This window comes from Micromonospora sp. WMMD980 (assembly GCF_029626035.1).
Taxonomy (GTDB): Bacteria; Actinomycetota; Actinomycetes; order Mycobacteriales; family Micromonosporaceae; genus Micromonospora.
Genome location: NZ_JARUBE010000003.1, coordinates 6,126,191 through 6,139,891, shown reverse-complemented (window position 1 = coordinate 6,139,891; position 13,701 = coordinate 6,126,191). Strand labels below are relative to the sequence as shown.

The window sequence follows — 13,701 nt, the reverse complement described above, 5'->3', positions numbered from 1 at the left end:
GTAGGCTCGGTGACCTGATGAGCGCCACGTTGATCGCCAAGGATCTCACCGCCGGCCACGGTGACCGCCTCCTCTTCGAAGACCTCAGCCTGGTCGTCGCGCCCGGTGACGTGGTCGGCCTGGTCGGGGTGAACGGCGCCGGCAAGTCCACGCTGCTGCGCACGCTCGCCGGCCTCCAGCCCCGGGAGCGGGGCTCGGTGGCGTTGAACCCGCCCGGCGCCACGGTCGGCTACCTGCCGCAGGAGCCGGAACGCCGGCCGGGCGAGACGGTCCGCGACTTCCTGTCCCGGCGCACCGGGGTGACCGCCGCGCAGGCCGCGCTGGACGCCGCCACCGAGGCGCTCACGGCCGGGGCGGCCGGCGCCGACGACGCGTACGCGATGGCCCTGGAACGGTGGTTGGACCTGGGCGGCGCCGACCTGGACGAGCGGGCCGAGCAGGTCGCCGCGGAGCTGGGCCTCGACGTGGGCCTGGACCATCCGACGGTCGGGCTCTCCGGCGGGCAGGCGGCCCGCGCCGGGCTGGCGTCGCTGCTGCTCAGCCGCTATGACATCTTCCTGCTCGACGAGCCCACGAACGACCTCGACCTGGCCGGGCTGGACCGGCTGGAACGCTTCGTCACCGGGCTGCGCGCCGGCAGCGTGCTGGTCAGCCACGACCGGGAGTTCCTCACCCGCACGGTCAACCGGATCGTCGAACTCGACCTGCACCAGCGGCAGGTCAACCACTACGGCGGCGGCTACGCGGCCTACCTGGAGGAGCGCGCCGTGGCGCGCCGGCACGCCCGCGAGGAGTTCGAGGAGTACGCCGACACGAAGGCCGACCTGGAGGCGCGCGCCCGGACCCAGCGGGCCTGGATGGAGAAGGGCGTGAAGAACGCCCGGCGCAAGGCCACCGACAACGACAAGGTCGGTCGGAAGTTCCGGGCCGAGGCGACCGAGAAGCAGGCGGCGAAGGCCAAGCAGACCGCCCGGCTGATCGAGCGGCTGGAGGTGGTCGAGGAGCCGCGCAAGGAGTGGGAGCTGCGGATGGAGATCGCCGCCGCGCCCCGCGCCGGCGCCGTCGTGGCCTCGCTGCGAGGTGCGGTGGTACGCCGGGGCGGCTTCACGCTCGGCCCGGTGGACCTTCAGGTCGACTGGGCGGACCGGGTGGCGATCACCGGGGCGAACGGCTCCGGCAAGAGCACCCTGCTGGCCGCGCTGCTGGGCCGGCTGCCGCTGGACGAGGGGCACGCCGCGCTCGGCCCGGGCGTGGTGGTGGGCGAGGTCGACCAGGCCCGCGGGCTGTTCCTCGGCGACCAGCCCCTGCTCGACGCGTTCGCCGCCGCCGTACCCGATCTCGCCCCGGCGGACGTGCGGACGCTGCTGGCCAAGTTCGGCCTGCGCGCCGACCACGTGCTGCGCCCGGCGGCGACGCTCTCCCCCGGCGAGCGGACCCGGGCCGCGCTGGCGCTGCTCCAGGGCCGTGGCGTCAACCTGCTGGTGCTCGACGAACCGACCAACCATCTCGACCTGGCCGCGATCGAGCAGTTGGAGTCGGCGTTGGCCAGCTATCCCGGCACGCTGCTGCTGGTGACCCACGACCGGAGGATGCTCGACGCGGTGAGTGTGAACCGGCGGCTGCGGGTGACGGACGGACGGATCGCCGAGGACTGATCCGTGCCGACCGGCCCGCGCGGGGCCACAATGAGCCCATGCCCAAGTGGGAGTACGCGCTGCTGGTCCGCCGCCGCCAGGCCGCGACCACCGACGCCGGCTGGGAGATCGTCTTCATCTGGTACGGCCCGGACGGCTCCATGGTCGACGTGACGCCCTACGGCGACACCGCCCTGGCCCACCTGAACCGGGCCGGCGACCAGGGCTGGGAGCTGGTCGCGATGAGCGAGGACCCGTCGCTGCCCGGCAGCAACGAGCTGCACCGCTACCACCTCAAACGCCCGAAGCCGGCCGCTCCGCAGCCTCGCCAGCGCATGCGCCCCTCCCGCCGAACCCTCTCCACCTGACCCCCACCCCTCCCCACCCGCCCGACGCCCCCCTCGGAGTTGACCAAGGAGTTCGCGTCGGGCATCGACGCGCCCGACTTTATGCCTCTGAGGTATAACGCTCTGAAGTGGTGCCTCTTGGGGGCGGCGACACGCCCGGGGGCCACCGGTCCAGGCGGGCGCGACGCGAAGGCGGGCGCAAACGCGAAGGCGCGGGGCAGGGTGGCCGGGCGTGTATCGGGGCGGAATGGGGGTAACGCGCGGCCGGAGGTGGCGCATGGTGGCGATGGGGCAGGCCGCGCTCTCGGGTGAACGGCTCCGGCAGGCCGACGGTTTCCTCGCCGAGGCGTGGGCCGATCTGGCGCGGCACGACGAACGACTGCGCGGCACCACCGTGGAGGTGCGCTTCGACCGGGGCGTGGCCCACCTGACCGGGGAGGTCGCCGAACCGGCCGAGCTGCGGCTGGTGCGGGAGCTGATCGGCCGGTTGGACGGGGTGCTCGGGGTGTGGTGCCGGGTCGGCGTGGCCGGCCGGCCACCGGTGGTGGTGGACCTGGGCTGCGGGGCGACCAAGCAGTGGCCGGGCAACCTGGGGCTGGACATCTATCCGGCGCCGGGGGTGGACGCGGTCGCCAACCTCTCCGGCTCGCTGCCGCTGCGGGACGGCTCGGTGGACGTTTTCTTCGCCGTACACATCGTCGAGCATCTGATCGACTTCCTGCCGCTGTTCGACGAGTGCCACCGGGTGCTGCGGCCCGGCGGGGTGCTGCACGTGATGAGCCCGTGGTGGCGGCACGTCAACGCGGTGGCCGACCCCACCCACGTCCGCCTGCTCGACGTGCAGACCTTCAAGGGCATCTGCGGTCAACGCCCACCGGGCGCCCCGCGCTGGCACCCGCTGCACGTGGCCTGCGACGGCGCCTCCGTCTTCGCCGACCTCACCCCGCTCCCCGCCGATGCTCCCCCGCCATCCCCGTCCCACCTGGCCCGCTTCTTCGACTGACCCCGCCGCCCACCTCGCTGATCTTGCAGTTGGTGCCCCTCGGACGGGGCATTCGCCCCGAATGCCGGGGCACCAACTGCAACATCGCGGAGGGAGGGGGTGGAGGTCAGGGGCGGGGGGCGGATTCGCGGAGGGAGAGGCGGTGCGGGGCGACCAGTTCGCGGGGCGGGGCGTCTCGGTCGGTGGTGAGGCGGCCCGCCAGCAGTTCGACCGCCAGGCGGGCGATGCGCTCCTTGTCGGGAGCGACGGTGCTGAGCGTGGGGATCGAGAAGCGACCGTCCTCGATGTCGTCGAAGCCGGCGACCGCGACGTCCTCCGGCACGCGCAGGCCGGCCTCGTGCAGGGCGCGCAGCGCGCCCAGGGCGAGCGTGTCGTTGAAGCAGAAGACGGCGTCGGGGCGTACCCCGGAGGTGAGCAGGTGCCGCATGGCGGCCGCGCCGTCCGCGCGATGCCAGGCCGGCGCGGGCGCCACCAGGCTGTCGTCGTATCCGATGCCCGCCTCGGCCAGCGCGGCGGCGTAGCCCGCCAGGCGGAGCCGGGCGCTGGCGCCCTCGGGGGTGCGCTGGGAGCCGATGGCGGCGATCCGACGGCGGCCGAGCCCGACCAGGTGGGCGGTGATCTCCCGGGCGGCGGCCACGTTGTCGATCATGACGTGGTCGGCCGGGCCGTGGTCGACCCGTTCGCCGAGCAGCACCATGGGCAGGCCGTCGAGGCCGGCGAGGTCCTCGGCGGTGAGCGCGAGCGGGCTGAGGATCAGACCGTCGATCATGTGGTCGCCGATGCCGCTGGCGGCCTTGCGTTCCTGCTCCGGGCCGCCGCTGGTCTGGTCGATCAGCACCGTCCAGCCGTGCTCGGCGGCGGCGGCGACGACGTGGCGGGCCAGCTCGGCGAAGTAGGGGATGTCGAGTTCGGGGACGGCCAGCGCGATCACGCCGGTGCGCCCCTTGCGCAGGTTGCGGGCCGACAGGTTGGGCCGGTAGTGCAGCTCGGCGATGGCCTCCTCGACCCGGGCCCGGGTGTCGGCGCGCACGTGCTGGTAGCCGTTCACGACGTTCGAGACGGTCTTCACCGACACGCCGGCCCGCTCCGCCACGTCCTTGAGCCTGTGCCGCACTGAACTTCCTCCCCGCCGAGCGCTCCGGGCGCACTCTACCGCGTCACGACGTCGTAACGACCTCTTTACAGCACGGGTTACAACGTTGTAGAAACCAGGGACACGGTGACCGTCGTCACCGACAAGCGGCTCCGAGGGAAAGGTGGCATCCGTGCCGAACGCGCAGCTCACGGTCGACCCGGCGTTCCGGGTGGGCGAGGCCGACCGGCGGATCTTCGGCTCCTTCGTCGAGCACATGGGGCGATGCGTCTACGGCGGCATCTACGAACCCGGGCACCCGAACGCGGACCCGCGCGGCTACCGCCGCGACGTGCTGGACCTGACCCGCGAGATGGGCGTCTCGGTGGTCCGCTACCCCGGCGGCAACTTCGTCTCCGGCTACCGCTGGGAGGAGGGCGTCGGCCCGGTCGGCGACCGGCCGCGCCGGCTCGACCTGGCCTGGAAGACGATCGAGACCAACGCCTTCGGGCTGGACGAGTTCATGACCTGGGCCGCCGAGGCCGGCGTCGAGCCGATGATGGCGGTCAACCTCGGCACGCGCGGCATGCCCGAGGCGTGCGACCTGCTGGAGTACGCCAACCACCCGGGCGGCACCCAGCTCTCCGACCTGCGCCGCAAGCACGGCGCCGAGCGGCCGTACGGGGTACGGCTGTGGTGCCTGGGCAACGAGATGGACGGGCCGTGGCAGGTGGGGCACAAGACCGCCGACGAGTACGGCCGGCTGGCGGCCGAGACCGCCCGCGCGATGAAGATGATCGACCCGTCGATCAGCCTGGTCGCCTGCGGCAGTTCCAACCGGGGCATGCCCACGTTCGCCTCATGGGAAGCGACCGTGCTGGAGCACACCTACGAGCACGTCGACTACATCTCCGCCCACACCTACTACGACCCCTCGGACGGCGATCGGGCCAGCATCCTGGCCTCCGCGGTCGACATGGACGCCTTCATCACCGAGGTCACCGCCACCGCCGATCACGTTGGCGCCAAGCTGCGGCAGAAGCGCAAGCTGAAGATCTCCTTCGACGAGTGGAACGTCTGGTACCAGTCCCGTCTCCAGGCCGACCTGGACCGGCGCGGCTGGGTCGAGGCGCCGGCGCTGATCGAGGACGACTACACCGCCGAGGACGCGGTGGTGGTCGGCGACCTGCTGATCACCCTGCTCCGGCACGCCGACCGGATCGGGGTGGCCTGCCAGGCGCAGCTCGCCAACGTGATCGCCCCGATCCGCACCCGCGACGGCGGCCCCGCCTGGCGGCAGAGCATCTTCCACCCGTTCGCCCTCACCGCCCGGTACGCGCGCGGCAGCGTGCTGCGCACCGAGCCGGTCGGACCGACCTACCCGACCAAGCGGTACGGCGACGTGCCGGTGCTGGACACCGTCGCCGTGCACGACGAGGAGACCGGCGGCCTGGCCGTCTTCGCGGTCAACCGGGGCCCGGACGACCTCCCGCTCGACCTGGACCTGCGCGGCCTGCCCGGACTGCGCGGCGAGGGGCACACCACGGTCGCGGCCGGCGCCGACCCGGCCGCCACCAACACCGAGGCCGACCCCGAGCGGGTAACGCCCCGGGAGCTCACCACCCCCGCCCTCGACGGCGGCCGCTGCACCGTGGCGCTGCCCGCCACCTCCTGGAACCTGCTGCGTTTCGTCCCGCAGTCGTGACCAGTCAACACTCCAATTCCGTCCCCCAAGGAGTTCGCATGATCCAGAACGAGATGAGCCGGCGGCGCCTGCTCGGCCTCGGTGTCGGCCTCGGCACCGCGGCCTCGCTGACCCTGGCCGGCTGCGGTGGCGGCAGCAGCAGCCCGGACCGCGCCGGCTCGGCGGGCAACGGTGGCAAGGACTACACCGGTCCGAAGGTCGACCTGAAGCTGTGGAACGGCTTCACCGGCGGCGACGGCGACATCTTCAAGTCGCTGGTGCAGCAGTTCAACAGCGAGCACCAGAACATCGCGGTCAGCGTGGTGACCTACCAGTGGGAGGACTACTACAGCAAGCTCCCCGGCGCGGTCTCCAGCGGCAACGGGCCGGACATCGCGGTCATGCACATGGACCAGCTCGCCACGTTCGCCGCCCGCGGCACGATCAGCGAGCTGGACGACGTGGCCAAGAACCTGGAACTCAACGAGGGCGACTTCGCGCCCACCGTGTGGCAGGGCGGCCTCTACCACAACGAGCGGTACGGCATCCCGCTGGACATGCACCCACTGGGCTTCTACTACAACAAGGCCGTCATGCAGAAGGCCGGCCTCGACCCGAACAAGCCGCCGGCGACGAAGGACGAGTACACCGCCGCGCTGACCGAGCTGAAGAAGTCGGGCGTGCAGGGCTTCTGGGTCAGCCCGTTCCAGTTCACCGGCGGCATGACGTTCTACAGCCTGCTGCACCAGTGGGGCGGGAAGCTCTTCGACGACGAGGTGGCGAAGGCGACCTTCAACTCCGACCCGGCGGTCGAGGCGTGCACCTGGCTGGTCGACCTGATCAAGCAGGGCCACTCGCCGGCCAACGTCGGCCAGGACGCCGACTACCTGGCGTTCAAGAGCGGCAAGAACGCCTTCAACTGGAACGGCATCTGGCAGATCAACGACCTGAAGAAGAGCGCGAACGTGCAGTGGGGCGTGGCGCCGCTGCCGCAGATCGGCAGCCAGCAGGCCGCCTGGGCGAACTCGCACAACTTCACCATCGTCAAGCAGCGCTCGACCAACGAGAACAAGGTCTCCGGCGCGAAGGTCTTCATCAACTGGCTGAGCCAGCACTCGCTGGACTGGGCCAAGGGCGGCCAGGTGCCGGCCCGCAAGGCGGTCCGGGACAGCGCCGAGTTCAAGGCGCTCACCGAGGTGAACGCGCTCGCCCCCGAGCTGGAGTACGCGGCGTTCCCGCCGGCCACCCCGGGTCTCGGCGAGGTCATCCTGACGTTCTACAACGCCTTCAACGAGGCCGCGCTGAACAAGAAGTCGCCGAAGCAGGCGCTGGACGACGGCGTGGCCAAGGCGAACAAGCAGCTCGAGGACAACCGCAAGAAGTACGGGAACTGATCCGTCGTGGCGGACGTGATCGAGGCCGGGGCGGCGCGGGACAGCGCGCCGCCCCCGGCGGGGCCCACCCGTCGCCGGCGCGCGACGGAACGCGGCAACCGGGCGACGCCGTACCTCTTCCTCGCGCCGTACCTGATCCTGTTCGGGGTCTTCGGCCTGGCGCCGATCCTGTTCGGGGCCTGGATCAGCCTGCACCAGTGGGACCTGCAACTGCCCAACCGGCCGTTCATCGGGCTGGACAACTACCGGGACCTCTTCTCCAGCGAGTCGGCCATCTACGGCGACTGGTGGTCCAGCGTCCGGGCCACCGGCATCTTCACGCTGTTCTCGGTGCCGCTGCTGGTGGTCGTCCCGCTGGGGTTGGCGTTGCTGCTCAACCGCTCGTTTCCCGGCCGCACGTTCTTCCGGGCCGCGTTCTTCGCCCCGTACGTGCTGGGCGTGGCGGTGATCGGCCTGCTCTGGCGGTTCCTGCTGGACGCCAACCTGGGCCTGGTCAACCGACTGCTCGGCGCGGTCGGGCTGCCGTCGGACACGCCGTGGGTCACCGACGTGCCGTGGGCCTGGGTCTCCCTGGTCGGGGTGACCGTGTGGTGGACCTGCGGCTTCAACGCGGTGATCTACCTGGCCGGCCTCCAGGACATCCCGGCCGAGCTGTACGAGGCGGCGAAGGTCGACGGGGCCGGCGGATGGGACCGGTTCCGCCACGTCACGATCCCCGGCCTGCGCCCGGTCATGCTCTTCGTCTTCACCACCACGATCCTCGCCTCGGCGAACGTCTTCGGGCAGGCTTTCCTGATCACCCAGGGCGCGCCGGGGGAGCAGACCCGGACGGTGGTGTGGCGGATCGTCGACGAGGGCCTGCGCGACTACGACGCCGGTCGGGCCGCCGCGATGAGCGTGTTCTTCGCGCTGATGCTGGCCGTGGTGAGCATCGTCAACTTCCGGCTGTTCCGCTACCGGGAAGACTGAGGGACCGACCATGTCGAAAGTCCGTCCGGTGCTGCGCTACGGCGTACTGCTCCTGATCACCGCGATCTTCGTGACCCCGCTGGTGTGGATGCTGCTGACGTCGGTGAAGACCTACGACGCCGCGCAGCGGGTCCCGCCGAGCTGGTTGCCGGACCCGTTCTCCACCTACGGCTACGACCAGATCCTGCACAGCACCGCCAATCCGGTGCTGCGCTGGTTCGTCAACAGCATGCTGGCGGCCAGCCTGCACACGCTGCTGGTGCTGGTCACCGCGTCGATGGCCGCGTACGCCCTGGCCCGGATGCGGTTCCGCGGCCGCAGGGTGCTGTTCGCGCTGATCGTGGGCACGCTCTTCCTGCCGCCCACCTCGCTGATCATCCCGAACTTCATCATCGCCGAGCGGATCAACTGGATCGACACGCTGGCCGTGGTGATCGTGCCGGGCGCGGCGAGCGCGTTCGGGGTGTTCTTCCTGCGCCAGTTCTTTCTCTCCATCCCGGCGGAGCTGGAGGAGGCGGCGGTGCTGGACGGGGCGAACCAGTGGCAGATCTTCCGCCAGGTGCTGCTGCCGCTGTCGAAGCCGGCCCTGGCCACGTTGGCGGTGCTGTCGTTCCTGACCAACTGGAACGACTTCCTCTGGCCGGTGTACGTGCTGTTCAGCCCGGAACGGCTGACCCTGCCGGCGGGTCTGGGCCTGCTCCAGGGCGCGTACGTCACCGACTACCCGGTGATCATGGCAGGTGCGATGCTGGCGAGCGTGCCGGTGCTGATCCTGTTCGTGTTCGCCCAGCGCCACGTCATCCAGGGTGTCTCCCGCAGCGGCCTGAAGGGATGACCGGCCGACGGTCCCGGCGCGGCGCGGCGGCCCTGGCCGCCGCGCTGCTCGCCGCCGGTTGCGGCGGCGGGCCCACCACCGAATCGAGTACGCCGAAGGGCACGACCGTATTCACCAATCCCGTCATCCGCACCGACGCCCCCGACCCGCAGGCGATCCGGGTGGGCGACACCTGGTACCTGTTCCACACCAACGCCGGCGGCCAGAACGTGCCGGTGCTGACCTCGCCCGACCTGGTCGAGTGGACGCCGGCCGGCGACGCGCTGCCGGAGCTGCCGGACTGGGCGGACGCGGGGAAGACCTGGGCGCCGGAGGCGATCCAGCTCGCCCCGGACCGGTTCGTCCTCTACTACACGGTGGCCGACCGGGCCTCCGGCCGGCAGTGCCTGGGCCGGGCGGTGGCCGACACGCCGCTCGGTCCGTACGCGGACGACTCGGACAAGCCGCTGGTCTGCCAGCCGGAGCTGGGCGGCTCGATCGACGCCAGCCCGTTCCGGGACGCCGACGGCAGCCGGTGGCTGCTGTGGAAGAACGACGGCAACGCGATCGGGGTGGACACCTGGCTCTGGTCGCAGCGCCTGACGCCGGACGGACTGCGGTTGACCGGCCCGGCGACGAAGCTGCTGCGGCAGACCGAGCCGTGGGAGGGCACCCTGATCGAGGGGCCGTTCTTCCACCGGCACGACGGGAAGCTGTTCCTGTTCTTCGCCGCCAACGCCTACGACAAGGACACCTACGCCGAGGGCTACGCGGTCTGCGAGGGCCCGACCGGGCCGTGCGTGAAGGCGCCGGAGAACCCGATCCTGAAGAGCAACGACGTGGCCACCGGGCCGGGTCACGCCTCCATCGTCGAGCGGGACGGCCGCACTTGGCTGCTGTATCACGCCTGGCCGCCCGGCCAGGAGGGCACCACCGACCCGGGCCGCCAGGTGTGGCTGAACGAGCTGGTCTGGACCGACGGCAAGCCTTCGGTACGCGGCCCACTCCGCGAGGTGACCCGGTAAGGAGGGGCCCCCTCTTAACGCCTCCGGTAGAGAAGGGGCCCCCTCTCACCACCGGGTGTTAAGAGGGGGCCCCTGCTTACACCGGGGTCAGGGGGTGGGGGCGGGCTCGGGGGTGTCCTCGGCGTGCTCGCGGCGGGCCAGCCGGTTCTTGCGGTGCCCGTAACCGAAGTAGATGATCCCGCCGAGCGCCATCCAGATCAGGAACCGCACCCAGGTCTCCACCGACAGGTTGAGGCTGAGGTAGAGGCAGGCCACCGCGGTCACGATCGGCAGCACCGGCGAGAACGGCACCTTGAACGGCCGGTCCAGGTCGGGACGCCGCTTGCGCAGGATCGGCACCGCGATCGCGACCAGCATGAACGCGCAGAGCGCGCCGATGCTGACCAGATCGGCGAGCGCGGACAGCGGCAGGAAGCCGGCCAGCAGCACGACCGCCACCGTCATGATCGCGGCGATCCGGTAGGGCGTGCCCCAGCGCGGGTGCACCTTGGCGATCGACGGCGGGATGAGCCCGTCCCGGGCGATGGCGAAGCCGATCCGCCCCATGGCCACCAGGTCGACCAGGATCACGCTGGTGAGGCCGGCGACGGCGGCGATGGAGACGAGCGTCGCGGACCAGCCGGCGCCGACCGCCCGGAACGCGGACGCAATCGGCGCGCCCTCGTCGATCTCGGTGTACCTGACCATGCCGACCACGACCAGCGAGACGCCGATGTAGAGCACGGTGGAGATGACGAGCGTGCCGAGCAGGCCCAGCGGCAGGTCGCGCTTGGGCTTGCGGGTCTCCTCGCCCAGGTTCGCCACGGCCTCGAACCCGGTGTACGCGAAGAACACCACCGCGGCGGCGGTGAGCACCCCGACGAAGCCGAAGACGGAGGGCTCCAGCCCGAACAGCGCCTGGGTGACCGGCTGCTTGATGCCGTCGTCGCCGGCGCCGGCCGGCTCGCTGGACGGGATGAACGGGGTGAGGTTGGCCGCCTTCACGAAGAACAGCCCGGCGATGACGACGAAGGCGCAGATCGCCACCTTCACCAGCACCAGCACGTTGGTGACCCGGGCGGACTCGCGGATGCCGACGATGGCCACCACGCCGAGCAGCAGCACGATGCCGATCGCGCCGAGGTTGACGATGCTGCCTTCCTCGGCGAACCAGGCGCTGGGCAGGCCGAACAGGTCGGCGAGGTAGCCGGACCAGCCGCGGGCCACCACGGCGGCGCCGAGCGCGAACTCCAGCAGCAGGTCCCAGCCGATGATCCAGGCGACGATCTCGCCCATGGTGGCGTACGCGTAGGTGTAGGCGCTGCCCGCGGTCGGCACGCTGGAGGCCAGCTCGGCGTAGCAGAGCGCGGCGAGCAGCGCGACCACGCCGGCGATGCCGAAGGAGATCACCACGCCCGGGCCGGCACTGTTCTTCGCCTCCACGCCGGTCAGCGTGAAGATCCCGGTGCCGATCACGATCCCGATGCCGAAGCCCATCAGGTCGACCGGGCCGAGCCGGCGCCTGAGCCCGGGCTTGCCGTCCTCGCCGTCGGCGTCGCCCTGGGCGAGCACGTCCTTGATCGGTTTGGTGCGCGGGACTGACATGGATCACCTCCCCCAACGGTGCGAACCGCCGCGGTCGGCGGCTCGTGTGACCGGCCAGGCTAGCCAGCCGCTCCCCCCACCCAATCCCGTACGGGCGGTGTCGGAATGGCCACCATCCGCGAGGTGCGCCCCTCGCCGTGGCCCGGGCGGCGGGCGATGGCGCATCGATCCGGGCCGGGGTCTTGCGCCAGGTCGGGATAGATGAAAGTTTTCTACCGGTGGCTTTAACTGAGCGGCGAATGTTGCCGTAGCCGCCGTCCGTCCCCGGACCCCACGAAGGGACCGCACCGCATGAAGGCAACTCCGCTCAGGGCTGCCGCGCTGGCCGTGGCGCTGCTCGGCGCGCTGGTCGCCGGCGCACCGGCGCAGGCCGCCCCGAACGAGACGACAACCTCCCCGACCGCCGACTGCGTCACGAACCCGGCCACCCCCAAGCGGCAGTTCCGGGCCATGTGGATCGCCTCGGTGACGAACATCGACTGGCCCAGCAAGGACTCCTGGACCGCGCCGGACCAGGTGGCCAAGCAGAAGGCGGAATACCTGGGCTGGCTCGACCTCGCCCAGAAGCTCAACCACAACGCCGTCGTGGTCCAGGTCCGCCCGACCGCGGACGCGTTCTGGCCCTCGCCGTACGAGCCGTGGTCGGAGTACCTGACCGGCGTGCGCGGCAAGGACCCCGGCTGGGACCCGCTGGCCTTCCTGGTCGCCGAGTCGCACAAGCGGAACCTGGAGTTCCACGCCTGGTTCAACCCGTACCGCGTCTCCATGCCGGCCCCCGGCGGCGCCGGCGCCGACCTGTCGCAACTCGCGCCGGACAGCCCGGCCCGGGCCCACCCGGACTGGGTGTTCGCCTACCCGCCGGCCGGCGTCGCCGGCAGCCGGCTCTACTACAACCCCGGCATCCCCGAGGTCCGCGAGTTCGTCCAGACCGCGATGATGGACGCGGTCAAGCGGTACGACGTCGACGGCGTGCACTTCGACGACTACTTCTACCCGTACCCGAGCGGCACCTACCAGGTGCCCGACGACGCCACCTTCGCCCAGTACAACCGGGGCTTCACGGACAAGGCCGACTGGCGGCGGGACAACATCAACCTGCTGGTCCAGGAGATGAACGCCAAGATCAAGGCCGCCAAGCCGTGGGTGAAGTTCGGGGTCAGCCCGTTCGGCATCTGGCGCAACGCGTCCGCCGACCCGAACGGCTCGGACACCACCGGCTCGCAGTCGTACGACATCATCTCCGCCGACACCCGTAAGTGGATCAAGGAGGAGTGGATCGACTACGTGGTGCCGCAGCTCTACTGGTACATCGGCCAGTACCCGGCCGCCGACTACGCCCGGCTCGTGCCGTGGTGGGCGGAGCAGGTGCGCGGCACCCACGTCCAGCTCTACATCGGCCAGGCCGACTACAAGAGCGGCGAACCGGCGTACGGGTCGTTCTGGATGAACCCGCAGGAGCTGTCGAACCACCTGACGTTGAACCGGTCGTACCCGGAGGTGCTCGGCAACGTGCACTTCTCGGCGGTGCAGGTGCGGGCGAACCGGCTCGGCGCCACCGACATCTACGCGGCCGAGCACTACTCGCGGCCCGCGCTGGTGCCGACCATGACGCACCTGCCGCACAAGCCGCTGCTCTTCCCGGTGGTCACCAAGGCCCAGCGGGAGGCGGACGGGGTGCGGCTGAGCTGGCGGCAGCCCGCCGACGGCAAGGGCCCGCTCGGCACCGCCACCTCGTACGCGATCTACCGGTTCGACGGTCTCGGCCTGGCCGGGCGCTGCGACTTCGCCGACGCGTCCCACCTGGTCGGCACCGTCCGGGCCACCGACGGCGCCACCCGGTCCTGGGTGGACACCACGGCGGTCGCCGGCAGCCGTTACACCTACTACGTGACCGCGCTGGACCGCCTGGCGAACGAGAGCCCGGCGAGCCCGCCGCGCTTCGTCCGCTGACCGCTGACCGCTGACGCCCGGGGCTCCCGTCGGGGAGCCCCGGGCGCCTCCCGCGTAGGTCAGCCGGCCCGAGTGAGCCGGACCTCCAGGCCGATCCCCCCGTCCCGGTCCACCTCGGCGCCGCCGAACGCGCTCGCCCGGCGAGCCGGGCGAAGGTGTCGCCGGTGACCGCCCGCCGGCGCAGCATCCGCAACGCCGAGCGGGTCCAGAAGGCGTCCAGCCGGC

The 13,701-nt window shown here is 71.4% G+C and carries 11 protein-coding genes; 9 read left to right on the top strand and 2 right to left on the bottom strand.

The features are described 5' to 3' along the window. The first annotated feature begins 17 nt into the window (after nt 1-17). From O7618_RS29015 to O7618_RS29005, 3 genes are all read left to right on the top strand, one after another. Nucleotides 18-1,655 (top strand): ABC-F family ATP-binding cassette domain-containing protein, encoded by a 1,638-nt coding sequence (locus tag O7618_RS29015; protein WP_278109320.1) that lies wholly within the window; start codon nt 18-20, stop codon nt 1,653-1,655. 38 nt (nt 1,656-1,693) lie between these two features. Beyond that, nucleotides 1,694-2,002: a hypothetical protein gene (locus tag O7618_RS29010; protein WP_278109319.1), complete on the top strand. Its 309-nt coding sequence runs from the start codon at nt 1,694-1,696 to the stop codon at nt 2,000-2,002. A gap of 256 nt (nt 2,003-2,258) precedes the next feature. Beyond that, the gene (locus O7618_RS29005; protein ID WP_278109318.1) at nt 2,259-2,984 is read left to right on the top strand and encodes a methyltransferase domain-containing protein; all 726 of its coding nucleotides are present in this window, start codon (nt 2,259-2,261) and stop codon (nt 2,982-2,984) included. A gap of 106 nt (nt 2,985-3,090) precedes the next feature. On the opposite strand, the gene O7618_RS29000 is transcribed toward O7618_RS29005, so the two are convergent. Next, nucleotides 3,091-4,098 carry a LacI family DNA-binding transcriptional regulator gene (locus O7618_RS29000; protein WP_278109317.1) on the bottom strand — a complete coding sequence of 336 codons (1,008 nt, stop codon included), beginning with the start codon at nt 4,096-4,098 and terminating at the stop codon, nt 3,091-3,093. 151 nt (nt 4,099-4,249) lie between these two features. Here O7618_RS29000 and O7618_RS28995 point away from each other — a divergent pair, with 151 nt between their 5' ends. From O7618_RS28995 to O7618_RS28975, 5 genes are read left to right on the top strand one after another with little or no spacing between them, the layout of a single operon-like run. Continuing rightward, entirely contained in the window at nt 4,250-5,761 is a 1,512-nt protein-coding gene (locus tag O7618_RS28995; RefSeq protein ID WP_278109316.1) for an alpha-N-arabinofuranosidase, read from the top strand. A 38-nt stretch (nt 5,762-5,799) separates the two neighbouring features. Then, entirely contained in the window at nt 5,800-7,134 is a 1,335-nt protein-coding gene (locus O7618_RS28990) for an ABC transporter substrate-binding protein (protein ID WP_278109315.1), read from the top strand. 6 nt (nt 7,135-7,140) lie between these two features. Then, the gene (locus tag O7618_RS28985) at nt 7,141-8,103 is read left to right on the top strand and encodes a sugar ABC transporter permease (protein ID WP_278109314.1); all 963 of its coding nucleotides are present in this window, start codon (nt 7,141-7,143) and stop codon (nt 8,101-8,103) included. 10 nt (nt 8,104-8,113) lie between these two features. Next, complete coding sequence (locus tag O7618_RS28980) at nt 8,114-8,938, top strand: carbohydrate ABC transporter permease (protein ID WP_278109313.1); 825 nt, start codon at nt 8,114-8,116, stop codon at nt 8,936-8,938. Next, on the top strand, nt 8,935-9,942 hold the full coding sequence (locus O7618_RS28975; protein WP_278109312.1) for a glycoside hydrolase family 43 protein: 1,008 nt from the start codon (nt 8,935-8,937) through the stop codon (nt 9,940-9,942). Before O7618_RS28980 ends, O7618_RS28975 begins: the two co-directional genes overlap by 4 nt. An 87-nt stretch (nt 9,943-10,029) precedes the next feature. On the opposite strand, the gene O7618_RS28970 is transcribed toward O7618_RS28975, so the two are convergent. Then, the gene (locus O7618_RS28970) at nt 10,030-11,526 is read right to left on the bottom strand and encodes an amino acid permease (protein ID WP_278109311.1); all 1,497 of its coding nucleotides are present in this window, start codon (nt 11,524-11,526) and stop codon (nt 10,030-10,032) included. A gap of 291 nt (nt 11,527-11,817) precedes the next feature. Here O7618_RS28970 and O7618_RS28965 point away from each other — a divergent pair, with 291 nt between their 5' ends. After that, nucleotides 11,818-13,476: a family 10 glycosylhydrolase gene (locus tag O7618_RS28965; RefSeq protein WP_278109310.1), complete on the top strand. Its 1,659-nt coding sequence runs from the start codon at nt 11,818-11,820 to the stop codon at nt 13,474-13,476. Nucleotides 13,477-13,701: the final 225 nt, after the last annotated feature.